Genomic DNA, 24362 nt, shown 5'->3' with positions numbered 1-24362 from the left:
ATTGCGTTTACCCTTTCTGCTTCAAGTAAACCACCTGGGTTTGTTTGACAAAGCCAATCTTTTCATACAAGCGTTTGGCACCTACATTGCTATCTTCCACTGCAATTTGAAAGGACTTGTCATTTTGCGCAATAAGTTGGTTGACGACTGATTTTGCTAAATAGCTTCCATAGCCTTGGCCACGATAGGCTTCTGCTACGGCAAGTCCATAAAGGTAGTTGCTATTCCCAGATAAATCAACCGTACAAACTCCAATCACTTGACCTTCTTTGAGTAGGATGTAAAGCAGGCTATCGGAATCCTCCAAGGCCTCTGTAATGTATCTGTGACTTACTTCAAGTGTTTCCTCTGCATCAGAAAAGGGTTGGTGGTGGAGTTGGGCAATTTCATCTAGGTAAGAAGGTTCAGCTAAGAGCACCTTGATATCTGAACGGGAATCCAGAGCATATGATGTTCTATCTCGCCCTAGCCAGGTTTCCGTCTCTTCATCCTCAACCAAACCCCAATGACTTGCCAAATCAGGATGATGATCGAGAAAAACACGCTCCGTCTGAAAGGTCACTGAGCGAATAGGGTAAGATGCCAATTCTTTTTCAAAGCTTCTATACATCGCACGCGCAATACCCTGACGACGATGACTAGGTTCCACTAGGATACTCACTTCAACGTTCTCATCATCCGCATAAACCGTTAATAAGCCAAGCAACTCTCCCTCTTGATAATAAAGGAAAAAGGCCGGCATATTGGGATTAAAATTAAGCATATTGGAGAGATAGGGTTCTCGAAAGGTCTGATCATGGGCTTGGCAGCTAGCAATCAATGCTTTTGCTGACTTCCGTTCCTGCTCCGTCAATTGGTTGGTTGCTCGAATCACTTTATCTCTCCTTTATTTGTCTGACCTTATTTTACCAATTAAAAAGCATTTGGGCAATTCTTACCTAATCTACTTCTTTAAAGAGACAATAATACTTTTCTCAGGAAGAACTATGACAAAGCGCCTAAATTTTAGTAAAATAGAAGGGAAACTAACTAAACGAAACAGGTAATTATTATGTCTATTAAACTTATTGCTGTTGATATTGATGGAACGCTTTTAAATAGCCAACGTCAAGTTACACCGGAGGTCTTTCAAGCGATTCAAGATGCTAAAGCTGCTGGTGTAAAGGTTGTTATTGCGACTGGTCGCCCTATTCCAGGAGTGCTTCCACTTCTTGAAGAGCTTAACCTCAACCAAGACGGAGATTATGTTATCACATTCAATGGTGGGCTTGTCCAAGAAACTTCTACTGGTAATGAATTAATTCGTGAGACACTCTCATACGAAGACTACCTTGATATTGAGGTTTTGGCTAACAAGCTTGGTGTTCATTCTCACGCCATTACTAAAGATGGTATCTACACAAGTAATCGCAATATTGGCCGCTACACGGTTCATGAGTCTACACTTGTTCATATGCCGATTTACTATCGTACACCTGAAGAGGTAGCTGACAAGGAATTTGTTAAGGCCATGTATATCGATGAGCCTGAAATTCTTGATGCAGCCATTGCCAAACTTCCACAGGAATTTTATGACCGCTTTACCATTGTAAAATCAACACCATTTTACCTAGAAATTCTTAAGAAAACAGCCAACAAAGGGATTGCTGTAACCCATCTTGCTGAAAAACTCGGTCTTTCTAAAGAAGAAACAATGGCTATCGGTGATGAAGAAAATGACCGTGCTATGCTTGAAGTCGTTGGCTCTCCTGTTGTTATGGAAAATGGTAATCCAGAAATGAAGAAAATTGCGAAACACATCACAAAATCAAATGATGAATCTGGTGTCGCTTACGCTATTAGAAAGTGGGTTCTAGAATAATATGTATACCTATAAAACTGGACTCAGTACTTCTGAGCATGACCGTTTTGTTATAGATAGTCCTCAAACGAATTTATTACAGAGTAGTTCATGGGCTAAAATCAAGGACAGCTGGGGAAATGACCGCCTAGGTTTCTATCAAGATGGTAATATCGTTGCTGTCGCTAGTGTCCTTATTCAGCCGCTCCCTCTTGGCTTTTCTATGATTTATATCCCTCGTGGACCTATTATGGACTATCAAGATAAAGAGTTGCTCGCCTTTGTTATGGCTTCGCTTAAAAAATATGCTAAAACAAAGCGTGCCCTCTTTGTTAAATTTGATCCAAGCCTCTTTGTGACTAAAAACTTGATTTCACAAGAAGCTGAAATTCGTGAAGAAACACTAGCTATTGCTAAAAATATCCAGTCCCTTGGCGTTGAATGGACTGGCCTCACTGAAGATATGGCTGAAAATATTCAACCACGCTTCCAGGCTAATATCCATAAGGAAGATTTCACTGAGGAACAACTCTCTAAGAGTACCAAGCAGGCTGTTCGTACTGCTCGAAATAAGGGGATTTCAGTCCAATTTGGTGGCACTGAGCTTCTTGAACAATTCGCATCTTTGATGAAGAAGACTGAGGCCCGTAAGAACATCCACCTTCGTGGCATTGATTATTATGAAAAGTTGTTGACTACCTACCCAGAATCTTCTTACATTACACTCTCAACTCTTGATTTACCAGCTCGTCTCAAAGACCTCAATAAGCAACTCGAAAAGAACCTTGCTGATGCAGCTAAGTTCACTGAAAAAACTAAACCAGGAAAAATCGAGAACAATAAACAAGAGCACAAGAGACTTAAAGAGGAAATTGACTTTCTTCAAGAAAAAGTTGATGCTGGAAATAAGACGGTCCCACTCTCTGGTACACTCGTTCTCGAATTTGGCAAGACGTCTGAGAATATCTATGCAGGAATGGATGAAGATTACCGCCGTTATCAACCGGCTATCCTGACATGGTATGAAACAGCTAATCACGCTTTTGAGCGTGGTGCTGAGTGGCAAAACATGGGAGGAATAGAAAATTCACTAGATGGTGGCTTGTATAATTTCAAGTCCAAATTTAACCCACGTATTGAACAATTCATTGGGGAATTTAACCTTCCAGTTAGCCCTCTTTACGGAATAGCCAATCTTGCCTATAAACTCCGTAAGAAATTACGTAGCAAACATTAATAATATATAAAATGAGACTCCATCTTGGAAGTCTCATTTTTTGATGATAGATTAATCTTTATCAGGAATAACCTTAAAGAGATAATAAGTGATAAAGACCGTCAAGCAAAAGAGCCCGATTTTCACCCAAAGGATAGGTGCAAAAAAGATTGAAATCCCCATCAAAACATAGATTTGGATGATAATCTTTTTCTTTCGTTCTTTGGCAATTGATTTGGTTTCTCGAAAATCGGCTACATAACTTTGATACAGCTTAGTATGATATAACCATTTCTCAAAACGTTTGGAACTTCTAGCAAAGCAAGCAATGGCTAAAAGTAGAAAAGGTGTTGTGGGTAAGATAGGGAGGGGAATCCCAAGAATTCCCAAACCGAGCGAGACAAACCCTAACGAGAGATAAATTACTTTCATAAATACATTCCTTTTAAAAAGCTACACTAAACGCATTAGTGCAGCTCTTCTGCTATTTTTAAATATCTGTCAGTGGAGTCGCTGTGTCTGGTGAGGTATCATAAACTTTAAAGTCAGTTCCAACACCAAAGTCAGCACGTGCCAACTGATTTTCCATCGTCATGTGGGCCAACTCCTTGATATTATTTTCTTTGGAAAGGTGACCCAAGTAGATCTTTTTAGTTTTATTACCAATGGTACGAATCATAGCATCCGCTCCATCTTCATTACACAAGTGACCTTGATCAGAGAGGATACGTTGCTTGGTTGACCAAGGATATGAACCTGCTCTAAGGATTTCAACATCATGATTGGACTCAATCAGATAGCCGTCGGCATTCTCAATAATACCTGCCATACGATCAGAAACATAACCCGTATCCGTCAACATAACGAAACTCTTTCCATCTTTCATAAAGCGATAGAACTGTGGATCAATAGCATCGTGGCTAACTCCAAAAGACTCAATATCAAGGTCTCCAAAGGTCAGAAGCTTATCACGAGAAAAAATATGTTTCTGGCTATTATCAATCTTGCCTAGCATATTTTTACTATCCATAATCTGCCAAGTTTTCTCATTTGCGTAGATATCCATGCCATATTTACGAGCTAAAACGCCTACACCATGGATATGATCCTTGTGTTCATGCGTTACTAAGATTGCATCCAAATCACTCGGATCACGATCAATCTCAGCTAGCAAACTTGTGATTTTCTTACCAGACAAACCAGCATCTACAAGAATCTTCTTCTCTGGAGTTTCCAAGTAAAAGGAATTACCAGTTGACCCTGAAGCCAAAATACTATATTTAAACCCTAAATCTGAGGTCATTTTTACTACATCTCCCATTCATCAACCATCATGGCATCCTTGTCATATGGAAGCACAATTGTAAAAGTTGAACCCTTACCATACTCACTCTTAGCCCAAATAAAGCCCTTATGTTGTTTAATAATTTCTTTTGCAATAGACAAGCCTAGACCAGTTCCACCTTGGGCACGACTTCTGGCCTTATCAACACGGTAAAAACGGTCGAAAATCAACGGCAAATCTTTCTTAGGAATACCCAAACCTTGGTCAGAAATAGAAACAATCAACTGTGAATCAGTTGTCTTCATAGACACTGTAATCTTACCACCATCAGGCGAATACTTGATAGCATTATTAAGAATATTATCCACAACCTGGGTCATCTTATCTGTATCAATCTCCACCCAAATTGAGTTTACCGGATAATCGCGAATGATTTCGTAAGTTTTACCTGTATTGGTTTCTTGACTTTTAATCTGATCAAAACGATTCAAGATATAGGTCATGAAGGCCGTGAAATTGGTCATCTCAACGTCAAGTTGGGTACTCTTATTGTCAATACGTGATAGTGCCAAGAGGTCAGAAATCATTCGCATCATACGATTGGTCTCATCCAAAGAAACTTTGATAAAGTTAGGAGCAATCTCTTCGTCGAGAGCACCATCATCAAGTGCCTCCAGATAGGATTTTACAGAAGTCAAAGGTGTACGCAACTCATGACTAACGTTTGAGACGAAGAGTCGACGTTCACGCTCTTCTTTTTCTTGCTCAGTGGCATCGTGAAGAACGGCAACCAGACCTGAGATAAAACCTGATTCTTTACGAATAAGGGCAAAATTAACACGTAAGGTCACAAACTCATCGTTGGCATCTCGACGTGATAAATGAATTTCAGGAGTCTTAGAGAGCAATTCACTATAAGTATAGGGATTTTCACCATCTAATAAATCTAAAATGGACATCTGAGTCGCTGTTTCAAAATCTAGATTCAACAAACGCTGAGCTGTGCTATTAATCATGGTAATTTGACCACGACGATTTGTCGCAATGACTCCATCACTCATGTAAGAGAGGACTGATGATAAGCGGTTTTTTTCCTGGGCTAGATTTTCATGCGTCAAACGAAAGACATCCGATAAATCATTCAAGCTGTCAGCTAGCTCTAAAAGCTCTGGATCACCCTTTAAGCGTAACTCCTCGTTATAGTTACCTGCCATTAAGGACTTGACCCTCTTGGTCAACTTTCGAATATTTTTGACTCGTCGATAATCACGATATGCAAGAAAAATAAAGTAGAAAGCCACAAAGAGGAGCGTAAAGAGTAAGGCTAGTTCAAAGCTTGTGATGTTTAAGCCAATACTAGTCATAATTCTTCATATAATAACCAACACCACGACGCGTCAAAATATATTCAGGACGACTAGGTGTATCTTCAATTTTTTCACGGAGACGACGAATGGTTACGTCAACCGTACGAACATCACCAAAATAGTCATAACCCCAAACAGTTTCAAGTAAATGCTCACGCGTCATCACTTGTCCCATGTGAGTTGCCAGATGGAAAAGCAACTCAAATTCACGGTGTGTGAGCTCGACTTCATTTCCACGTTTTTTAGCAACAAATGCATCTGGAACAATAATCAACTCACCAATTGAAATTTCCTGCTTGCCTGAGTTAGAGCTTTCTTCTGCTGCTGTTTCAATAGTCTCTGTACGACGCAAGTGAGCTTTGATACGTGCCAACAATTCACGATTAGAAAATGGTTTCGTCACATAGTCATCTGCCCCAATTTCTAGCCCGATAACCTTATCAAACTCGCTATCCTTAGCTGAAAGCATGATAATTGGTGTATGATTTGTCTTTCGAATTTCCTTAGCAACTTCTAAACCATCTAGTTCAGGCAGCATCAAGTCCAGGATGACCAAGTCTGGTTTTTCAGCTTCAAACTGCTCCAATGCTTCACGACCATCAAAGGCCGTAACAACTTCATAACCCTCTTTAGTTAGATTAAACTTGATGATATCCGAAATCGGTCTTTCATCATCAACAACTAGAATTTTTTTCATATAAACACCTCATCGGTTTTCTTAAGTCATTCAATTTGTAAAGTAGAAAACTTTACGTATCAAACATATTATACCAAAAAATAGGTTAAGGACCAAGTTTCTACTATAGATATTGAGCTGATATACAAGCTTTCCTTCTTTTTTGAGATAGCATTGCTATGTGTAATCGGTTAAAAGGCGAACATTATGATTGAATTTTCAAACATTTTTGACATTTTCCTATATCTTCCTATATCTATAGTAAAATACACTCTTGTTGTTACATATATTAATGTAAAATTTTAGGAGGCTCTTATGGCACTTATCGAATTTAAAAATGTCAATAAATACTACGGAGATTATCATGCACTTCGTGACATCAATCTAGAAATTGAAAAAGGACAAGTTGTGGTTCTCTTGGGACCTTCTGGGTCTGGGAAATCTACCCTTATCCGTACAATCAACGCCTTGGAATCAATTGATAACGGTACACTTATCGTTAACGGACATAATGTGACGGAAGCTTCTGCCAAAGACTTGGTTGAGCTTCGTAAGGAAGCAGGGATGGTATTCCAACACTTCAACCTCTACCCCCACAAAACTGTTCTTGAAAATGTCACTTTGGCACCCATCAAGGTTCTTGGAATCAGTAAGGCAGAAGCTGAAAAGACTGCTGAAAAATTCCTTCGCTACGTTAACATGTGGGACAAGAAAGATTCATACCCTGGTATGCTTTCTGGTGGACAAAAACAGCGTATCGCTATCGCCCGTGGTCTTGCCATGAATCCTGAGCTCTTGCTCTTTGACGAACCAACGTCAGCCCTTGACCCAGAGACTATTGGTGATGTGCTTGCGGTTATGCAGAACCTTGCCAAAGGTGGCATGAACATGGTAGTTGTTACCCATGAAATGGGCTTTGCCCGCAGTGTGGCAGACCGTATCATTTTCATGGCTGAAGGTCAGGTTCTTGTGGATACTACGGATGTGGATGGTTTCTTTGACAATCCAACTGAACCTCGTGCTGTTCAATTCCTTTCTAAGATTATCGACCACAACTCTGATCGTGTCCAAGTGGATGCCTAAGGAGGACTTATGTTAATCAAAAGACTTAGTCGCATTTTAGCAATCTCTGCTTTAGCATTTGTAGCAGTTCTCCTCTGGAACACTAAAAGTAGTCAAGCTGATGAAAGCAGTAAACTACTCAATAATGCTACAATTCAAAAAATTGTCAAAAAAGGGACTCTAAATGTTGGTGTCAAACAGGATGTCCCAAACTTTGGTTACTACTCAGCCAAAACCAATACCTATCAAGGTATGGAAATCGACCTCGCTAAGAAGATTGCCAAAGAACTTAAGGTTAAGGTGAATTTTACAGCAGTTACCCCTCAAACTCGTGAGGCCCTTATGGATAATGGGACTATTGACATGCTTATCGCTACTTATACCATTACAGATGACCGTAAAGCTTCATATGCCATGTCAAATCCTTACTACTATGACCAAATTGGTTTCCTCGTTCAAACCAAATCTGGCTATAAGAAACTTTCTGACCTTAACGGTAAAACTATTGGAGTGTCTCAAGGGTCATCTGCCAAAGCCGCTGTTGAAGAGTATGCTTCAGCTAATAACCTTAAGTTCAATTATGTCCAACTCGAATCTTATCCTGAGTTAGCCGTATCACTCTATGCATACCGTATTGACGCCTTTGCTGGTGATAAATCAATCCTATCAGGTTACGAAAGTGATAAAACCAAAATTCTTGATGAAGGTTTCAAAACACAAGAATACGGTATTGCTTCAAGCAAGTCTAACCAAGAGTTGATTGATTATACCAACGATTTGTTGGCTAAATGGCAAAAAGATGGTAGCCTTCAAAAGCTCTACGATAAGTATCACTTGAAACCAGCTAGAGCTGAAGATAAATAGAAAGGAGTCCTGAATTTATGTATCTTTTAACTGAAACGGCTAGTCCTTTCGCTCTTGAAAGTTGGGCTGCTTTCTTCGCTAACTTTGGACAATTTGCCAAAGGTTTCTTCTATACCCTTGGCATTTCGATTGGTGCCTTGATTGTTGCCCTTCTTCTTGGGCTCATCTTTGGGGCTATGAGCTCTACTCACAACAAGGTTCTTCGTGGCATCTCACGTGTTTATGTCGAAATCTTCCAGAACACACCCTTGCTTGTCCAATTCGTGGTTGTCTTCTATGGGATTTCAATCTTAACTGATGGCCATGTCATGATTCCAATTTCATTGACAGCCATCCTTTGTGTGGGGGTCTACACAGGAGCCTATATCTCTGAAATTATTCGTACAGGTATTGAGGCGGTTCCTAAAGGTCAAACCGAAGCGGCTTTGTCTCAAGGATTTACCTACGCTGATACCATGCGTATCATCATCTTGCCTCAAGCAGTGCGTACTATCTTGCCGCCATTGACCAACCAAGTGGTTAACTTGATTAAGAATACTTCTACAGTTGCCATTATCTCTGGGGCAGATATCATGTTCACTGCTAAGGCTTGGGCTTATGATACCACTAACTATGTGCCGGCCTTTGCTGGGGCTGCCTTCCTCTACTTTATCATGTGTTTCCCTCTAGCTACTTGGGCACGTCGTAAAGAAGAAGAGAATAAGAAAGCTTACTAAGGAGGTCCACTATGTCAGAAGTTTTATCAGCTACTAACCTTAAATTCTTGGCACAAGGGATGTGGACGACTCTTTACTTGTCTTTCTTCATCATCGTGCTATCTACCCTGTTCGGAACTATTCTGGCGGTGATGCGTAACGGAAAGAATCCTATTCTGCGTTGGATTGCTTCTATCTACGTTGAGTTCGTCCGTAATGATCCTAACTTGCTTTGGATTTTCATTATCTTCCTGGTCTTCCAACTCAAGTCAACCGCTGCAGGGATTACCTCTTTCACGGTCTTTACTTCAGCTGCCTTGGCGGAAATCATTCGTGGGGGACTAAACTCTATTGACCATGGCCAAACGGAAGCCGGCTTGTCTCAAGGATTTAACAACAAACAAATCTTTATTTACATCATCTTCCCACAATCTATTCGTAAGATGTTGCCATCTATCATTTCTCAATTCGTAACAGTTATCAAGGATACTTCTTTCCTTTACTCTGTTATCGCCTTACAAGAGTTGTTTGGTAAGAGTCAAATTTTGATGGGTGGTTACTACGAACCTAGTCAAATCTTTACTTTATACGGTATTGTGGCTCTAGCTTATTTCGTGGTTAACTTTGCTATTTCTAGCTACTCTCGCTACCTCTCTAAACAATGGGAGCAAGCTAGTGAATAAAATAAAAACTCACCTACGGGTGGGTTTTTGTTTTTCTCATATTTATATCAAAAAATGATTAATTATTTAGTAAAAACCGAACGTTTTGAAAGAATATTCGGAATTTTTTGACTTTCGACTTTACTTATGCTAAAATTCAATATATGTTAGAAAAGCTAACAAGTAAATCCATTATAGGAGGCTCTTATGGCACTTATTGAATTTAAAAATGTTAATAAATATTACGGAGACTATCATGCACTTCGTGATATCAATCTAGAAATTGAAAAAGGACAAGTTGTGGTTCTCTTGGGACCTTCTGGGTCTGGGAAATCTACCCTTATCCGTACAATCAATGCCTTGGAATCAATCGATAACGGTACCCTAATCGTTAACGGACATAATGTGACGGAAGCTTCTGCCAAAGATTTGGTTGAACTTCGTAAGGAAGCAGGGATGGTATTCCAGCACTTTAACCTCTACCCTCACAAAACCGTTCTTGAAAATGTAACATTGGCACCTATCAAGGTTCTTGGCATTAGTAAAGCAGAGGCTGAAAAGACTGCTGAGAAATTCCTTCGCTACGTTAACATGTGGGACAAGAAAGACTCTTACCCTGGCATGCTTTCTGGTGGGCAAAAACAACGTATCGCTATTGCCCGTGGTCTTGCCATGAACCCTGAACTCTTGCTCTTTGACGAACCAACGTCAGCCCTTGACCCAGAGACTATCGGTGACGTGCTTGCCGTTATGCAAAACCTTGCCAAAGGTGGCATGAACATGGTGGTCGTTACCCACGAAATGGGCTTTGCCCGTAGTGTGGCTGACCGTATCATTTTCATGGCTGAAGGTCAGATTCTTGTTGACACAACAGATGTGGATGGTTTCTTTGACAATCCTACTGAACCGCGTGCAGTACAATTCCTTTCTAAGATTATCGACCATAACTCTGATCGTGTTCACGTCGATGCTTAAGGAGGTTGCCTATGACTTTCAAAAAAATCTTACGCTATCTAACAGTCGTCACCTTGGCTATCACAGCTGTTTTTCTATTCTCTAGTCACAAAACTGAGGCAGAAGATTCTAGCAAACTCCTAAATAGTAAGGCAGTCCAAAAGATTGTTAAGCGAGGGACACTTAATGTTGGAGTGAAGCAAGACGTTCCTAACTTTGGTTACTATTCTGCTAAGACTAATACCTACGAAGGTATGGAAGTTGATCTTGCTAAGAAGATTGCTGATGAGTTAAAAGTTAAAGTGAATTATATCCCAGTAACGACGCAAACTCGTGAACCACTTATGGATAACGGTACTATCGACTTGCTTATCGCTACCTATACCATTAATGATGAACGTAAGGCTTCTTACGCTATCTCAACTCCTTACTACTATGACCAAATCGGTTTCTTGGTTCTTAAGGATTCAGGTATTAACAAAATCTCAGATTTGAATGGTAAGACTATCGGTGTTTCTCAAGGTGCCTCAACTAAGGCTGCCTTGCAAGAGTACGCTTCAGCTAATAACCTTAAGTTCAACTATGTTCAACTCGGATCTTTCCCAGAATTGGCTGTTTCTCTTTACGCTCACCGTGTAGATGCTTTCTCAGTTGATAAATCTATCCTCTCTGGATATGAAAGTAAGAAAACTAAAACCTTAAAAGAAGGTTTCAAAACGCAAGAATACGGTATCGCTTCAAGCAAGTCTAACCAAGAGTTGATTGATTATACCAACGATTTGTTGGCTAAATGGCAAAAAGATGGTAGCCTTCAAAAGCTCTACGATAAGTATCACTTGAAACCAGCTAGAGCTGAAGATAAATAGAAAGGAGTCCTGAATTTATGTATCTTTTAACTGAAACGGCTAGTCCTTTCGCTCTTGAACGTTGGGCTGCTTTCTTCGCTAACTTTGGACAATTCGCCAAAGGTTTCTTCTATACCCTTGGCATTTCAATCGGTGCCTTGATTGTTGCCCTTCTTCTTGGGCTCATCTTTGGAGCTATGAGTTCGACTCATAACAAGGTCCTCCGTGGCATCTCACGTGTGTATGTTGAAATTTTCCAGAACACACCCTTGCTCGTCCAATTCGTGGTTGTCTTCTATGGAATTTCCATCTTGACTGATGGTCATGTCATGATTCCAATTTCATTGACAGCTATCCTCTGTGTGGGTATCTACACTGGAGCCTATATCTCTGAAATTATCCGTACAGGTATCGAGGCGGTTCCTAAGGGTCAAACCGAAGCGGCTTTGTCTCAAGGATTCACCTACGCTGATACCATGCGTATCATCATCTTGCCTCAAGCAGTCCGTACTATCTTGCCACCGTTGACCAACCAAGTGGTTAACTTGATTAAGAACACTTCTACAGTTGCCATTATTTCTGGGGCTGATATCATGTTCACTGCTAAGTCTTGGGCTTATGATACCACTAACTATGTGCCGGCCTTCGCTGGGGCTGCCTTCCTCTACTTTATCATGTGTTTCCCTCTAGCTACTTGGGCACGTCGTAAAGAAGAAGAGAATAAGAAAGCTTACTAAGGAGGTCCACTATGTCAGAAGTTTTATCAGCTACTAACCTTAAATTCTTGGCACAAGGGATGTGGACAACCCTTTACTTGTCTTTCTTCATCATTGTGCTGTCTACCTTGTTCGGAACTATTCTGGCGGTTATGCGTAACGGAAAGAATCCTATTCTTCGTTGGATGGCTTCTATCTACGTTGAGTTCGTTCGTAACGTTCCTAACTTGCTTTGGATTTTCATTATCTTCTTGGTCTTCCAGCTTAAGTCTACAGCGGCAGGAATTACCTCTTTCACGGTCTTCACTTCAGCGGCCTTGGCGGAAATCATTCGTGGGGGACTGAACTCTATCGACCATGGCCAAACGGAAGCCGGCTTGTCTCAAGGGTTTAACAACAGACAAATCTTTATTTACATCATCTTCCCACAAGCTATTCGTAAGATGTTACCATCTATCATTTCTCAATTCGTAACGGTTATCAAGGATACTTCTTTCCTTTACTCTGTTATTGCCTTACAGGAATTATTTGGTAAGAGTCAAATTTTGATGGGTGGTTACTACGAACCAAGCCAAATCTTTACCTTATACGGTATCGTGGCTTTAGCCTATTTCGTGGTCAACTTTGCCATCTCTAGCTACTCTCGCTACCTCTCTAAACAATGGGAGCAAGCTAGTGAATAAAACAAAAACTCACCTGAGGGTGGGTTTTTGTTTTCTGGATACTAAAAACGACTCCAATCAGAGTCGTTCGTTGCTTTAATTCACCGTTACTTTTCCTGAATAATAATCTAGGGTAATTCCTTCTTGTACATTTGGAACAAAGACATTGAACTCAAGTGAGCCATCAGCTGACTTGGCTTCAAGATGTGAGCCTGATGGAATGAGATTATCCCCTTCATAAATAAGGGTAACGCGATAACGGACACGTTTGTTTTTATCCTGAGCTTTTCGTACCAGGCTTTCATAATAGTTTTGTCCCGTAGAACTTTCGCTATTAGCTTGGTTAGCCCAAGCAGTTTGAACGGCAATATTTTCTGGATTTGAAGTCGAGGCATCAAATCCTTTGAGACCACCTACAAGTGCATAGCCCAACAAATGACCTCTATCTACGGCATGGCTATACTCTCCTGAAAGATTGTGAACTTGATGCCATCCCGCAGGTGTCCAAGAGGTTGAGCCATTCCCTGTTTCTTGACGATTTTTGTACTGTCTGGTTGCCTTACTTAATAAGGCATTCGCAACTGTAGGAACCGTTTGTCCTTGAACCGTTTTGACTTGGTTATTGGCATAGGGTTGGCTAGAAACCTTAGCATTTAGATTAGTCTTATTACCATTAACAATATAAGCCCCTGCCCCATTCCATTCTAAGGAGTTTCCTAGTTGACTCTTGACGGAGGTAGTCATCACTGACTCAGCAAGCTGCTCTTGTGGCGTAGCCTTTCCATTTGTTGAACCGTTTGATTTAACGGAGTTATTGGATTTTCCCGAGACTAGACTAGCTACCTGCTTGATTGGATTATTAGGCGATAGCTTATTGCTCGTCCCAATGTAACCTAAAACTGCAATCAAGACCGCTATTAGTAACGAGACTAGCTGACGTTTCTGTTTATTTGTTAAAGATGTCTTTCTTTTTGCCATTGTTCTCTTTCTTTTATATGAATGTCATGACTAAAGGAGCGGGATTACTTCCCACTCCCTTTTATTTTCCTGTAAATTTAGCAACAATTGCCTGCCAGGTTTCTGGTTTTAAGATGCTTATAGGATCCTTGCCCTCTCCTAAAACAGCATAGCCAATCATCAATCCGATTGCTAGAAAAGCAAGGCCAATCACACACACACTCAAAACAAGTAATAATTGACGAAAAACATAGCCTTTACCAGTTTCCATACTAAGCCTCACTTACACGTGAAATATTTGCTCCTAGTTTAGCTAGTTTCTCATGGAATTGATAGTAACCACGATCCAAGTGTGTCAATTTACCAACAGTAGTTGTTCCTTCAGCCACCATCCCTGTAAGAATTAGTGCTGCCGAAGCTCGAAGGTCAGTAGACATAACTTGAGCACCTTGAAGTGGCAAACCACCGTGAATCATAGCCGTATCACGAAGGATTTCTGAATGAAGTCCCATACGACGCATTTCTTCTAAGTGTTGGAAGCGATTCTCAAAGACTGTCTCAATCATGGTTGATTCCCCGCTTACCACTGCCATAAGTGCTGTAAATTGAGCTTGCATGTCAGTTGGGAAACCTGGGTGAGGTAGAGTTTTAACGGTTACTGGTTTCAATTGTGAAACATCAGATTTAACACGAATACCGCCGTCTTCTTCCTTAACATAAACACCCATTTCCAATAATTTTGAAATCAAAGGACGGTTATGTTCCCAAATAGCATCTTTGATGAGGACATCACCAGAAGTCATAGCTGCTGCTACCATAAAGGTACCTGCTTCAATACGGTCCTGAACAACCGCATGTTTAGTACCATGGAGAGCTTTAACACCTTTAATCACGAGTGTTTCAGTTCCAGCACCTTTGACATCTGCTCCCATCTCGTTAAGAAGAAGGGCCAAGTCAACGATTTCTGGTTCACGCGCAGCATTTTCAATGGTTGTAACTCCATCAGCCAAAGTCGCTGCCATCATAAGGTTTTGAGTGGCACCGACAGATGGAAAGTCCATATAAATAGTTGCACCTTTTAGTTTTTCTGCTGTCGCAGTGATGTCACCACCAACTTGGGTAATTTTAGCACCCATTGCTTCTAAACCTTTGAGGTGGAGGTCAATCGGACGGCTACCAATCGTACAACCACCAGGCATTGAAACCTTCGCGTGGCCATTGCGGGCAAGAATTGGTCCAAGTACTACGATAGACGCACGCATCTTGCTCACATACTCATAGGGCGCCTGATCGAGAATTTCTCCACTAGCATCAACGACAACAGTATTGTTTTCCTCGTCAAAGTCTACAGCAATATCTAAACCACGAACAACATTATTCATCGTATAAACATCTGACAAGATTGGAACATTAGTTAAGGTTGTTTGACCTTCCGAGGCCAAGATAGTCGCTGCCAACAAGGGGAGGACAGCGTTTTTCGCACCTTCAATGACAACCTCACCACTTAATCGAGTGTTGCCACCCTGCACAATAATTTTATCCATAAGGATTCCTTTCAAGGGTCATTTTCATCTTTTTGTATTATATCAAAAGTCTTTTAAAATCACTAATTTAAGAAATCGAGCTAGCCATATTCTGTCCAAAAGCTAAAACCGACAGAATAAAGGAACTGATAAGATAGCCTAAGGCAATACTAATAAAGAGCAAAAAGAGTTTCAATTTACCAGTATTTTCAATCGGATTTTTGATGATTTTTGCCCAATCAAAGAGGCTAATCAGCATATGGTAGCTCAATCCTATAAATACAAGGTGACTCGCCAAAGTGACGAATTGATTAATAATAGTCATGACTCCATTATACCATAGAAAGCTAAGCTAAAACATAAAAAGAGGGTGAGACAGTTCTAAATCTGTAATCATTTAGTGACTGCTTCCACTCCTCTTCTCTTTATTTTTGAAGCTACTAGATTAGGGATACTTTAAAATAATCTAGTGCTTAGCTTACACTCTCTAGGGACTTATAATTTGAGTTATGCAACTTAGTCTTCATAACCGTTAGGGTTAGTCGTTTGCCAACGCCAAGAATCTCTAACCATTTCTTTCAAGGTCTTCTTAGCTTCCCAGCCAAGAACTTCTTTGGCCTTTTCAGGAGAGGCATAGCAAGTAGCAATATCACCAGCACGACGTCCTTGAATACGGTATGGAATAGCAACCTTGTTTTCAGCTTCGAAAGTCTTAACGAGATCCAATACGCTATAACCATGTCCAGTACCCAAGTTGAAAATCTCAGCACCTTTATGACTCAAATTATATTTGACAGCAGCCAAGTGACCTGAGGCCAAGTCAAGGACGTGAATGTAGTCACGCACACCTGTACCATCTGGAGTTGGATAGTCATCCCCAAAGACGTTAAGCTCAGGAAGTTTACCAATAGCTACCTGTGTAATATATGGCATCAAGTTGTTTGGAATACCGTTTGGCAATTCCCCAATCAAACCACTTTCATGAGCACCGATAGGATTGAAATAACGAAGATTTGTGACTGACCATGACGGATCTGAAGCAGCTACGTCTGTAAGAATTTGTTCCATCATCAACTTAGTATAACCGTATGGGTTAATAGCTGACGTTGGCATATCTTCCGTCATTGGAGAAGGATTATTAGTACCGTAAACTGTTGCACTTGAACTGAAGACGATGTTTTTAACATCATATTCTTTCATTTTTTCAAGAAGAGTAATGGTACCACTGATATTGTTTTTATAATATTTCAAAGGTTTTTGAACAGATTCTCCCACTGCCTTGAAGGCCGCGAAGTGAATAACTAACTCAATATCTTCATTTGTAAAAACCTTATCCAAAAAATCAGTATCTAAAATGGAACCTTGATAAAATGGAAATTTTTTACCAGTAATCTTTTCCAAACGTTCAAGAACTGCTGGCGAACTATTTGAAAAGTCGTCAACTAAGACTACATCGAAACCTGCATTAAGGAGTTCAACGGTTGTGTGGCTACCGATATAGCCAGCTCCTCCTGTAATTAAAATAGACATATATTTTTCCTTTCTTACTTGTCAGTGCCTTTTTGATCCTTTTGAATCGTTGCTAATTTAGGCATGACTTCTCCTTCAAAACCTTTCATGGCAAAATGAACCGAAGGCTCTTGTGTCATTGGAGATAGAATTCCTAGCTTCACCTGATAATTCTGATCTTTGGAATAGGCGAAACTTGCCTTAAGTTCAGTTGTTTGATCTGGAAGCAATTCTGACAAACGACAATCAAGTTGTTGGGCTTGAAGAACCTTACCATTAGCATTACACAAGTATAATACCACAGGCCAATCCCCATATAAAGGGGCAACCCCAGAATTTTCCAAATTAAGGGTAATTTCAACCTTGCTCTCTCCTTTGGAAATTGTCAAACCTGATACCCAGAGACGGTAGCCCATGTTCTTCAAGAGTTCCTTATAAGCAGCTTGCCCGTCACCAATATCTTCAGCAACCTTTGGACCCAAGAAGGTCAAATGAGCTGCTTTGGCTTCATCTGTAAGCTCGTCTAAGTTATTACCAAGCAAAGTAGACATAGACTGCGAACTTGTTAATTCACCACCGATTGGTGCTTTCTCCCAGGCCTTAGGCATGGCTTTCAAGGCAGCTTGCTCTTGGGTTTGATCATATGATCCACCATTTTGAATCCAATTTAACCAGGTTTTAGTTGCTGATTTGTCTCCAAAGACATCATTGTAGATTCCAAAATCACCTTCCAAACCTGTATCAAAAGGTCTTCTCATAAGAATCTTTGCTTTAGGAAAGGCTGGTTGAAACGGAGCAATGTAGTCCTTACGAACTTCTTTTCGTGGCAATTGGCGAATGCCCGCATCTGAGTGAACATGCCACTCACCCCAGTGGCCTAGGCCACCAAGCTCGATGTAGGCGATAAAATCATCATTGCCCCAACGCTGTCCCATAGCAGTAACAGCATCTTTATAGTATTTTCTAAGCCGTTTATTTTGGTAATTTGGTGAAAATCCCTTACCGTAGGATGTGCTATAAGCATCCCCAAGGTCAGAAATTTCATTTCCCAACCAGTTAGGGATATCCTTATGACTTGATTTGCCAGGGTAATCTAGCAAGAAACGTAAGACGACCTGCTTGCCTTCTTTCTTCCATCGTTTAAACTGGTTACTTTCTTCAATTGTTTCCCAGTTATAGTGGCCCTTTTTAGGTTCCAATTCTTTCCATGTAATATCAACATAGACTAGGTGAATGTCTTCAGAAACTGTTTTTTCTTCAGCTGAAGGGACATAACCCATGAGCGGATTCCCAAAACTCTTGTCTGAAAGCGTATATTCAAACTTGGTACCTGTGTTTCTGGTATTTAAATACACAAAAATGGCATAAAGACCACTCGTAATGATGATTAGACAGATGACGAGCCAAAGTTTCTTCTTTCGACTACTCCAACTTTTCTTCTCACGTCTTCTAGCCATGGTATTCGCCGTTGTATTGGATCAGCGTAAGGTCTTTGACACCTTCGATAGATTTAATGTTTTCAACGAAGGTAAGGTCGTTATTTTTCACAAAGACTTCAATAGCCATCTCAACACTGTCTTTTCGCATAGTTTCAGACTTGATAAAGTGCTTGATGCGACCAAGTTCTTGAATAACTTTGTCACCTGTGTGCTCACCATCAAAGTGAACCACAGCGATATACACCTTACCAGTCTCTTGCAAGCGGCTAAAGACAATAAGCATTAAAAGGATAACGATAGACGTTACAACGGCTAGGACATACATACCTGCCCCTACCGTAATCCCTGAGGTAATTGCCCAGAACAAGTAGAGCAAGTCCATAGGATCCTTAACAGCGGTACGGTAACGGACGATAGAGAGGGCACCGACCATACCAAGTGAGATAACGATGTTTGAACTGATTGCCAGTGTTACCATTGACGTGAGCAAGGTCATACCGACCAAGGTCATGGCAAAACTGCGTGAATAGATAACGCCTGTAAAGAAATGCTGGTAAACCTTATAGATAAAGGCTCCAATCAACAAGGCAAGTAGCAGGACGATAACAATACGAAACGGTGATTGCGTCGCATAGTTATCAGACTGCAAAATAGATTTTTTTATAAAGTCTTGAACACTCATAAACTCCCCTTTTTATACTAAGTTCTTCCAAACTTAGCCTCTTCCTATTTATATATTCCCATCTTCCCAGTATTCAAAACCATTTAGATACTGAGATTTTTCATAAGCCAATACGTACTTAGAGACAGCCATCATGTCTGCTTTCCCTGGCAAGACACTCTGGACAATCTTTGGCAGATACTCTGTGTATTTAACTTCGAAAACCATCTTTTCTGGATCAATGACTGGAATTGTTGGTAAGTCTGGATCAAAAATATCAAAACTTCCAACCGCTACTCTAACATTTTGGTCAAAGGTTAAGCGAACTGTTCCAAAGTCATAGACCCACGGCTCTCGCTCATAGTCAACGATGGTCCGTGGACGCATCATGTTACTAACGCATTCATAGTAAAATTCCTGACAGAGAGGATATGGACTTTTTAAGAGAAAGTCATAGTCCCCATCAATAATTTTATAAACTTCTTCAACGGTTAGAGGTGCATCCTCTTTCAAAATGTAGGTATCTACCTTTTTCTTACGCTCTAGTTTGATACTATTGGTACCGAAATTATAGATACGAATCCTATATTTTTTTCGAACCAGAATACCTGCATCTTTTTCAGCATAGGCACTATTCCAATAGTCGTCAAAATAAAGACTCCGAATGGTATAACCACCATTTGTCGCATGCTTATCCAATTGAATCAAAGGTTTAAAACGCTCAGTCAGCAGAGCCTTTTCTGGTTCACCAATGACATATTTCAACTCATGGCGAAAGGGCTTCTCTTTAGTCTTCATAACCATCTACCCCAATTTTTCCATCTTCAAGGACAAAGAAGCTCATGATACCAAATTGTTTAGAGTTATCACTATTGACATAGTAGTCAAAGGCACGTTGTGATTGTCCTGCTTCATTCGTTGCAGTCACACGTACAAAATATTGTCCCTTAGGCAAGGTATCTGTTTCAGCACTGAGAGTTTTGAGACCAGATTTTTCAAAGACCTTGTCTTTAAATTCATAGTCCTTAGCTAACTCTACAGTGTAAGTCAACTTGCTGTTATTAAAGTCGTAAGAGGCACCCCAACTTAATTTCAATTTGTTATTGGCCACTTCCGGCTTATTGATAAAGAATGGTTGTGGTTTTTCAAGACTTGTTTTGTAAATCTTGTAGTTGTTCTCCAACTCATTTGGCAAATCTGCCAAAATCTTGTCGTAATTATCAGGTGTTGTCTTAGCATGCATTTGGTCAGGCATCTTAGCTAGGTAAGGTTTAATGACTGCTGCGTATTCATTACTCATTGAAGAAATCTTGTCACCAGTAATTGTCTTACGTAGCTCATCCATCTTCTCATCTAGTCCCTTGCGGAACTCTTTTGATTTGAGCAAACGTTGGAAAAGTTGGTTACCCCAATAGTTGCTGACACCGACTTCCCAGCTATTAGCTTGGTCACTGTCCTTACTTACCAAACGACGTTCATTCTTCATCAAGATACTATCGTTATCCCAAGGAATGATGTACCATTTGGTTGAGTTTTGTGGGCTATAGAGATACATGTTACGACTCTGTGTATCATCATTACCAAGCAACATCTGGAAGGCCATCCAATATTGGATATTCTCAGGATCTACATACTTGTCCATGATAGTTTCAATCTTCACTGATGGATCATTGAGCTTGGTTAGAAAATCAATAAGTTTGGTGTGATCATGGCTACCTTTGATTTCCAAAAGTTTCTCGAATTTATCCTTATCGAATTTAGGATCATCTTCTTTAACAATCGTATCTTCATAGCGGAAGAATTCGAAGAAGTTTGGTTTATAAAGGTTGGCATTTTCATCCAGACCATGATCTTTTAGATAGTTTTTATTAATCTGTTCGACTTGCGTGTAGAGACCATAATCTTCAAATTTACCTGAAGGATTGTCAGAGGTTTCATCTTTAACGTAGAGGTGAACAAAACTAGTTCTAGCACCCATGAGTTGTGCAATCTCTTCCATTAGATCATAGGACAACTTATTTCTAAAGCGAAGGGCTTCAGTCTGGTGTTTGTTAAGGTTGATTGTACGTTGACCGTTCCACTCACCCTTGTTCTTTTTAATCTTGATTTTGTAGTTCTTTTGGGCGTTCTTACTTGAACTTTCCCCACGAATCTGAACACTAGCATTTGGCACGTCTTGGTCATAACCTAACTCACCAGAGACGGGACCGTCCTCGTTACCAACTTGAAGGAGCCCTGCTACTTGATATCGTTTAACATGCATTTTCTGATAATCTTCAACGGAATATTGGTTGACCTCAGACCATGAGTGATTTTGATTTTCTGTAGCATCTCCACGACGTACAGTCAGGTACATGGTCGTTACCTTTGTATGATCCTTATCATAGAGACTCTTTTTGTCTCTTAAGTGTACATTAGAGATATCAGTGGCCGCTTGTTTATCTACTTTTTTAGTTGTCACACCGTTTTTTGTTTGCTCCTTGGTCCCGCATGCTGTAAAACCAAAGACCGTACAGAGCAACAAAACTGCTGCTAAACTCTTTTTCCTATTCATTTCCCCCACCTCTTTTGTACGTTTTCTAAACGCTCAGTCCATTTTTCAAAATAGCCCACGTCTTTCTTAGATACCATGGCTTGGCTTCCTAAGAAATGATACTGAAGATCACTTGTGTATTTATCGATTTCCTGACCACTTTTAATGAAAAGAACTAAAGAAGAAATCAAGAAGGCATAGCCTAGGAAGGCTGAGTCCAAGAACTGAGAACCAAAACTCAAAACTACTGTCAAAATAGCAAAGTGTTTGGCAAGTTTCTTGGCCCCCTTATAATCTGCAAAATACATCAATAGCAAGATATTTACATTACCAACAGCATAGAGGCCATAAGCCAGACATAGCGTTAAAAAGTACCCATGCATTTGATTGTTAAAACCTATTGGTAAGTAAGTCAAGGCCACGCTTCCGAAGAACATGATGAAAATTGTCGCTAGCAATTGTTTCCAAAAAACATATTTGAGCTCGTTACTCATGACATCCAGCATTTGAGTTTCAGCTTCCTGGATATCCGAAAGACTTCCCTCTTCATTGTAGAGGTTAAAATAACGTCGGAAATGCGGATAGAAGGAAACCTCGACAGACATAACGAAATTAAGTGTTGATACCAAAGTCGTTAAGTAGGCTAGCATGGCTGGCACATCGTAGACTGGAGCTGTACGGAAGAAGCCGTCAAAACTCTTACTAATTGGCCCAAACCAGTTAATAATAATATGAGCAAAGAGTGCTACCAACATGTATAGCCCTGTCTTGGCAAGATCAGAAAATTGATCAAACCATTTCAAAAACTCAAAGGACATTTTAAGATTAGATGGGAAATAGTCATGGATGAGACGAACCATCCAAAACATCATTCCACCGTATCCCAAACAAACACTTAGGAAGATACCATACTTTTGATGTAGGAAAATACTAAGTAACCCAGAGACAACCGTCACACCAATCGCTAAAAAGAAACCTTTGATAATTTCTTTATAGGATTTAATCGCTGTCAAGTAGGTAATAACATTCCAAACGAGACAGAGCTCACCAAAGAGCAAAACTCCCATAGCCACTTCTGCTAAGCTTCGACTAGCCAAGGCTAGATAAATCGCATACAGCGGTGTCCCAATTATAAGCATCAAGGCACTCGACGCATAAAATGAAGGGATAATAGTCTCAAATTTCTTCTCGTAGAGCATGTCCGCAACAAAGCGAGTTACCACCAGAGAAAAGAGACTGGTAATCACGAGTGAAAAGATAATAGCGTAAGTTAAGTTTGAAAGAATATAATCACGCTCATTTTCACTGATTCCCGCGACCATTGTTAGAACAACGACACCAGCTGTAAGCAAAATCCCCAAAAGCATAGGACCGGTATAAACAATTCCAGCATAAGCGTAGGCCTTTTGTTTTGAAAAAAGGCTATCCTCGTTGTAAATTTTACGTAATTCAAATCCAATACCGGCCATTAAACAGCCACCTCCTCATATAAGCGTCGGTACTGACCGATCATTTGCGGATATTGATATATCGCCTCAACTCGCTTACGCGCAATTTCACCCATTTCAAGACGTCTAGCATCATTAATCGCCATCTTCTTCATAGCTTCTGCAAGAGGCCCTGTACAAGTAGGTGGCGCACAAAATCCTGCAATCCCTAAATTGTCATCCTCACGACCTTCAAGTAATTCTCGACAACATCCGACATCTGTCGTCACACAAGGACGGCTAGCCGCCATTGATTCCAAAACAGAAAGTGGCAAACCTTCAGAAAGGCTACTCAAAAGCGTAAAATCAATTTTCTTCATATATTCTCGAATATTAACACGACCAGTGAATAGGAGACGATCTCCCAAATCCATCTTATCGGCCAAGCTAAAACACTCATCCGCATATTCTTGGTCATCTATGCCACCCATGATATGCAAACGAACATTTGGCACTTGCTGAGCTAGTTCGTAGAAAGAATACAACATGGTTTTGATGTCCTTAATTGGAGCCAAACGAACCACGGCTCCGATATCAATCCAACCATCTGGTTCTTTCAAAGGAATTTGTGAAAAAGCATCGTAGTCAATCCCGTTTGAAATAACCTGACATTTCTCTGGATCACAACCCATCTCAATCTGAATTTCCTTGGCCTTAGTAAAGAGGCTGGTAATTTTTTCAGCATTTTGATAAATCGCATCAGACAACATATAGAAGAATCTTACCCACTGTTGGCGCATTGTAGGTAAAACCCACTTGGCACGAAGCAATTCTTCCTCACGTTCACGTGTATAAATCCCGTGTTCAGTTAAGAACAGAGGTTTGTCATAGGTCAAACTGCCCAAAGTTGCAAGAATACCACCATAACCTGTAGAGATTGAGTGGTAAACATCTGCTTCAGGAGGTGGACAAGATAAAATATTTAAAAGTGGAAACAGCATAGAACGGATTGTGTGAAAAACATCTGAAAAAGATAGTTGCGTGTAGCGTTCACTACAGAGATCCTTCAAGACCTGAAAAAAGGCCTCACTACTCAAGAGATCGTTAGGAACGACCTTACCATCCTGTAAAAGTTTAAACAAGACCTTCCAATCAGGTTGTTGACAAAAAACCATATCTTTAAGCGCTTGTTTTTCCTCATCTGTAAACTGATGTGGCTCTATGTCTTCTTCTTTATCTGGCACAACATAGTCCAAAAAGACTTCGTGTACTTCTACGACATTTTCAGGAAGTTCATAAACAAACTTTCCCTTTTGCTCATGTGTTGCCCCCACAACCCAGAGAACAAATTCATGCTCTTTCATTTCTGTAATATATTGATGCATCCAAGTAGAGACACCACCGTGAACATACGGATAGGACCCTTCAAGAATTAAACATATCTTCATCGGCATTTCCCCTATTTTGCC

26 protein-coding genes are annotated in these 24362 nt (G+C 40.3%); 10 read left to right on the top strand and 16 right to left on the bottom strand.

The features are described 5' to 3' along the window. Positions 1 to 7: 7 nt before the first annotated feature. Positions 8 to 874: a GNAT family N-acetyltransferase gene (locus ACT170_RS02760; RefSeq protein ID WP_288587243.1), complete on the bottom strand. Its 867-nt coding sequence runs from the start codon at positions 872 to 874 to the stop codon at positions 8 to 10. Positions 875 to 1051: 177 nt separating this feature from the next. Here ACT170_RS02760 and yidA point away from each other — a divergent pair, with 177 nt between their 5' ends. Together yidA and ACT170_RS02750 are read left to right on the top strand one after the other, a co-directional pair. Then, positions 1052 to 1861 (top strand): sugar-phosphatase, encoded by an 810-nt coding sequence (gene yidA, locus ACT170_RS02755; RefSeq protein ID WP_002890845.1) that lies wholly within the window; start codon positions 1052 to 1054, stop codon positions 1859 to 1861. Position 1862: 1 nt separating this feature from the next. Then, entirely contained in the window at positions 1863 to 3077 is a 1215-nt protein-coding gene (locus ACT170_RS02750) for an aminoacyltransferase (protein ID WP_444817998.1), read from the top strand. Between the two features lie 51 nt (positions 3078 to 3128). Here the strand turns inward: ACT170_RS02750 and ACT170_RS02745 are convergent, their stop codons facing one another. From ACT170_RS02745 to yycF, 4 genes are read right to left on the bottom strand one after another with little or no spacing between them, the layout of a single operon-like run. Next, positions 3129 to 3488: a YbaN family protein gene (locus ACT170_RS02745; protein ID WP_045769141.1), complete on the bottom strand. Its 360-nt coding sequence runs from the start codon at positions 3486 to 3488 to the stop codon at positions 3129 to 3131. A 58-nt stretch (positions 3489 to 3546) separates the two neighbouring features. Next, positions 3547 to 4359: an MBL fold metallo-hydrolase gene (locus ACT170_RS02740; protein WP_048790820.1), complete on the bottom strand. Its 813-nt coding sequence runs from the start codon at positions 4357 to 4359 to the stop codon at positions 3547 to 3549. A gap of 5 nt (positions 4360 to 4364) precedes the next feature. Continuing rightward, the gene (gene vicK, locus ACT170_RS02735; RefSeq protein WP_013990681.1) at positions 4365 to 5705 is read right to left on the bottom strand and encodes a cell wall metabolism sensor histidine kinase VicK; all 1341 of its coding nucleotides are present in this window, start codon (positions 5703 to 5705) and stop codon (positions 4365 to 4367) included. Further along, positions 5698 to 6405: a response regulator YycF gene (gene yycF, locus ACT170_RS02730; protein WP_037600497.1), complete on the bottom strand. Its 708-nt coding sequence runs from the start codon at positions 6403 to 6405 to the stop codon at positions 5698 to 5700. The genes vicK and yycF overlap by 8 nt, the downstream gene beginning before the upstream one ends. Positions 6406 to 6699: 294 nt before the next feature. Here yycF and ACT170_RS02725 point away from each other — a divergent pair, with 294 nt between their 5' ends. The 8 genes from ACT170_RS02725 (at position 6700) to ACT170_RS02690 (ending at position 12865) form a co-directional block, all read left to right on the top strand. Then, complete coding sequence (locus ACT170_RS02725) at positions 6700 to 7467, top strand: amino acid ABC transporter ATP-binding protein (RefSeq protein ID WP_002885036.1); 768 nt, start codon at positions 6700 to 6702, stop codon at positions 7465 to 7467. A gap of 9 nt (positions 7468 to 7476) precedes the next feature. Next, positions 7477 to 8310 (top strand): transporter substrate-binding domain-containing protein, encoded by an 834-nt coding sequence (locus ACT170_RS02720; RefSeq protein WP_444817997.1) that lies wholly within the window; start codon positions 7477 to 7479, stop codon positions 8308 to 8310. Between the two features lie 17 nt (positions 8311 to 8327). Beyond that, on the top strand, positions 8328 to 9026 hold the full coding sequence (locus tag ACT170_RS02715; protein ID WP_175061769.1) for an amino acid ABC transporter permease: 699 nt from the start codon (positions 8328 to 8330) through the stop codon (positions 9024 to 9026). Between the two features lie 11 nt (positions 9027 to 9037). Further along, a complete protein-coding gene (locus ACT170_RS02710) occupies positions 9038 to 9688 on the top strand; it encodes an amino acid ABC transporter permease (protein ID WP_444817996.1) in 651 nt (216 codons plus the stop codon). Between the two features lie 186 nt (positions 9689 to 9874). Then, positions 9875 to 10642 carry an amino acid ABC transporter ATP-binding protein gene (locus ACT170_RS02705; RefSeq protein ID WP_070476864.1) on the top strand — a complete coding sequence of 256 codons (768 nt, stop codon included), beginning with the start codon at positions 9875 to 9877 and terminating at the stop codon, positions 10640 to 10642. Positions 10643 to 10653: 11 nt separating this feature from the next. Continuing rightward, complete coding sequence (locus tag ACT170_RS02700; RefSeq protein WP_410532944.1) at positions 10654 to 11487, top strand: transporter substrate-binding domain-containing protein; 834 nt, start codon at positions 10654 to 10656, stop codon at positions 11485 to 11487. A 17-nt stretch (positions 11488 to 11504) separates the two neighbouring features. Further along, a complete protein-coding gene (locus ACT170_RS02695; protein ID WP_048790962.1) occupies positions 11505 to 12203 on the top strand; it encodes an amino acid ABC transporter permease in 699 nt (232 codons plus the stop codon). An 11-nt stretch (positions 12204 to 12214) separates the two neighbouring features. Beyond that, positions 12215 to 12865: an amino acid ABC transporter permease gene (locus ACT170_RS02690; protein ID WP_037601175.1), complete on the top strand. Its 651-nt coding sequence runs from the start codon at positions 12215 to 12217 to the stop codon at positions 12863 to 12865. Positions 12866 to 12940: 75 nt separating this feature from the next. On the opposite strand, the gene ACT170_RS02685 is transcribed toward ACT170_RS02690, so the two are convergent. From ACT170_RS02685 to pelF, 11 genes are all read right to left on the bottom strand, one after another. Further along, positions 12941 to 13822, bottom strand: coding sequence for a DNA/RNA non-specific endonuclease (locus ACT170_RS02685; RefSeq protein WP_048790587.1), 882 nt, complete (start codon positions 13820 to 13822; stop codon positions 12941 to 12943). A gap of 61 nt (positions 13823 to 13883) precedes the next feature. Next, positions 13884 to 14072 (bottom strand): DNA-directed RNA polymerase subunit beta, encoded by a 189-nt coding sequence (locus ACT170_RS02680; RefSeq protein ID WP_003097027.1) that lies wholly within the window; start codon positions 14070 to 14072, stop codon positions 13884 to 13886. 1 nt (position 14073) lies between these two features. Then, positions 14074 to 15345, bottom strand: coding sequence for a UDP-N-acetylglucosamine 1-carboxyvinyltransferase (gene murA / locus ACT170_RS02675; protein ID WP_048790586.1), 1272 nt, complete (start codon positions 15343 to 15345; stop codon positions 14074 to 14076). 67 nt (positions 15346 to 15412) lie between these two features. Then, positions 15413 to 15649: a DUF1146 family protein gene (locus ACT170_RS02670; RefSeq protein WP_002890830.1), complete on the bottom strand. Its 237-nt coding sequence runs from the start codon at positions 15647 to 15649 to the stop codon at positions 15413 to 15415. A 191-nt stretch (positions 15650 to 15840) separates the two neighbouring features. Then, positions 15841 to 16854 (bottom strand): UDP-glucose 4-epimerase GalE, encoded by a 1014-nt coding sequence (gene galE / locus ACT170_RS02665; RefSeq protein WP_021144269.1) that lies wholly within the window; start codon positions 16852 to 16854, stop codon positions 15841 to 15843. A 14-nt stretch (positions 16855 to 16868) separates the two neighbouring features. After that, complete coding sequence (locus ACT170_RS02660) at positions 16869 to 18290, bottom strand: DUF4832 domain-containing protein (RefSeq protein WP_175057564.1); 1422 nt, start codon at positions 18288 to 18290, stop codon at positions 16869 to 16871. Next, on the bottom strand, positions 18283 to 18954 hold the full coding sequence (locus tag ACT170_RS02655; RefSeq protein ID WP_002890827.1) for a DUF4956 domain-containing protein: 672 nt from the start codon (positions 18952 to 18954) through the stop codon (positions 18283 to 18285). Before ACT170_RS02655 ends, ACT170_RS02660 begins: the two co-directional genes overlap by 8 nt. A 48-nt stretch (positions 18955 to 19002) precedes the next feature. Continuing rightward, positions 19003 to 19731: a polyphosphate polymerase domain-containing protein gene (locus ACT170_RS02650; protein WP_022496457.1), complete on the bottom strand. Its 729-nt coding sequence runs from the start codon at positions 19729 to 19731 to the stop codon at positions 19003 to 19005. Then, positions 19721 to 21487: a CotH kinase family protein gene (locus ACT170_RS02645; protein WP_444817995.1), complete on the bottom strand. Its 1767-nt coding sequence runs from the start codon at positions 21485 to 21487 to the stop codon at positions 19721 to 19723. Before ACT170_RS02645 ends, ACT170_RS02650 begins: the two co-directional genes overlap by 11 nt. After that, the gene (gene pelG / locus ACT170_RS02640; protein WP_288587059.1) at positions 21484 to 22935 is read right to left on the bottom strand and encodes an exopolysaccharide Pel transporter PelG; all 1452 of its coding nucleotides are present in this window, start codon (positions 22933 to 22935) and stop codon (positions 21484 to 21486) included. The genes ACT170_RS02645 and pelG overlap by 4 nt, the downstream gene beginning before the upstream one ends. After that, positions 22935 to 24341: a GT4 family glycosyltransferase PelF gene (gene pelF / locus ACT170_RS02635; protein WP_288587057.1), complete on the bottom strand. Its 1407-nt coding sequence runs from the start codon at positions 24339 to 24341 to the stop codon at positions 22935 to 22937. The genes pelG and pelF overlap by 1 nt, the downstream gene beginning before the upstream one ends. Positions 24342 to 24362 lie beyond the last annotated feature (21 nt).

This window comes from Streptococcus sp. cx1 (assembly GCF_052384325.1).
Taxonomy (GTDB): domain Bacteria; phylum Bacillota; class Bacilli; order Lactobacillales; family Streptococcaceae; genus Streptococcus; species Streptococcus salivarius_G.
Note: the sequence above shows the minus strand (reverse complement) of the source record. Positions and strands in the feature narration are given on the sequence as shown.

Coding starts and splice junctions, on each gene's coding strand:
- yidA (WP_002890845.1), top strand. CDS start 1,052: ATGTCTATTAAACTTATTGCTGTTGATATTGATGGAACGCTTTTAAAT.
- ACT170_RS02750 (WP_444817998.1), top strand. CDS start 1,863: ATGTATACCTATAAAACTGGACTCAGTACTTCTGAGCATGACCGTTTT.
- ACT170_RS02745 (WP_045769141.1), bottom strand. CDS start 3,488: ATGAAAGTAATTTATCTCTCGTTAGGGTTTGTCTCGCTCGGTTTGGGA.
- ACT170_RS02740 (WP_048790820.1), bottom strand. CDS start 4,359: ATGACCTCAGATTTAGGGTTTAAATATAGTATTTTGGCTTCAGGGTCA.
- vicK (WP_013990681.1), bottom strand. CDS start 5,705: ATGACTAGTATTGGCTTAAACATCACAAGCTTTGAACTAGCCTTACTC.
- yycF (WP_037600497.1), bottom strand. CDS start 6,405: ATGAAAAAAATTCTAGTTGTTGATGATGAAAGACCGATTTCGGATATC.
- ACT170_RS02725 (WP_002885036.1), top strand. CDS start 6,700: ATGGCACTTATCGAATTTAAAAATGTCAATAAATACTACGGAGATTAT.
- ACT170_RS02720 (WP_444817997.1), top strand. CDS start 7,477: ATGTTAATCAAAAGACTTAGTCGCATTTTAGCAATCTCTGCTTTAGCA.
- ACT170_RS02715 (WP_175061769.1), top strand. CDS start 8,328: ATGTATCTTTTAACTGAAACGGCTAGTCCTTTCGCTCTTGAAAGTTGG.
- ACT170_RS02710 (WP_444817996.1), top strand. CDS start 9,038: ATGTCAGAAGTTTTATCAGCTACTAACCTTAAATTCTTGGCACAAGGG.
- ACT170_RS02705 (WP_070476864.1), top strand. CDS start 9,875: ATGGCACTTATTGAATTTAAAAATGTTAATAAATATTACGGAGACTAT.
- ACT170_RS02700 (WP_410532944.1), top strand. CDS start 10,654: ATGACTTTCAAAAAAATCTTACGCTATCTAACAGTCGTCACCTTGGCT.
- ACT170_RS02695 (WP_048790962.1), top strand. CDS start 11,505: ATGTATCTTTTAACTGAAACGGCTAGTCCTTTCGCTCTTGAACGTTGG.
- ACT170_RS02690 (WP_037601175.1), top strand. CDS start 12,215: ATGTCAGAAGTTTTATCAGCTACTAACCTTAAATTCTTGGCACAAGGG.
- ACT170_RS02685 (WP_048790587.1), bottom strand. CDS start 13,822: ATGGCAAAAAGAAAGACATCTTTAACAAATAAACAGAAACGTCAGCTA.
- ACT170_RS02680 (WP_003097027.1), bottom strand. CDS start 14,072: ATGGAAACTGGTAAAGGCTATGTTTTTCGTCAATTATTACTTGTTTTG.
- murA (WP_048790586.1), bottom strand. CDS start 15,345: ATGGATAAAATTATTGTGCAGGGTGGCAACACTCGATTAAGTGGTGAG.
- ACT170_RS02670 (WP_002890830.1), bottom strand. CDS start 15,649: ATGACTATTATTAATCAATTCGTCACTTTGGCGAGTCACCTTGTATTT.
- galE (WP_021144269.1), bottom strand. CDS start 16,854: ATGTCTATTTTAATTACAGGAGGAGCTGGCTATATCGGTAGCCACACA.
- ACT170_RS02660 (WP_175057564.1), bottom strand. CDS start 18,290: ATGGCTAGAAGACGTGAGAAGAAAAGTTGGAGTAGTCGAAAGAAGAAA.
- ACT170_RS02655 (WP_002890827.1), bottom strand. CDS start 18,954: ATGAGTGTTCAAGACTTTATAAAAAAATCTATTTTGCAGTCTGATAAC.
- ACT170_RS02650 (WP_022496457.1), bottom strand. CDS start 19,731: ATGAAGACTAAAGAGAAGCCCTTTCGCCATGAGTTGAAATATGTCATT.
- ACT170_RS02645 (WP_444817995.1), bottom strand. CDS start 21,487: ATGAATAGGAAAAAGAGTTTAGCAGCAGTTTTGTTGCTCTGTACGGTC.
- pelG (WP_288587059.1), bottom strand. CDS start 22,935: ATGGCCGGTATTGGATTTGAATTACGTAAAATTTACAACGAGGATAGC.
- pelF (WP_288587057.1), bottom strand. CDS start 24,341: ATGAAGATATGTTTAATTCTTGAAGGGTCCTATCCGTATGTTCACGGT.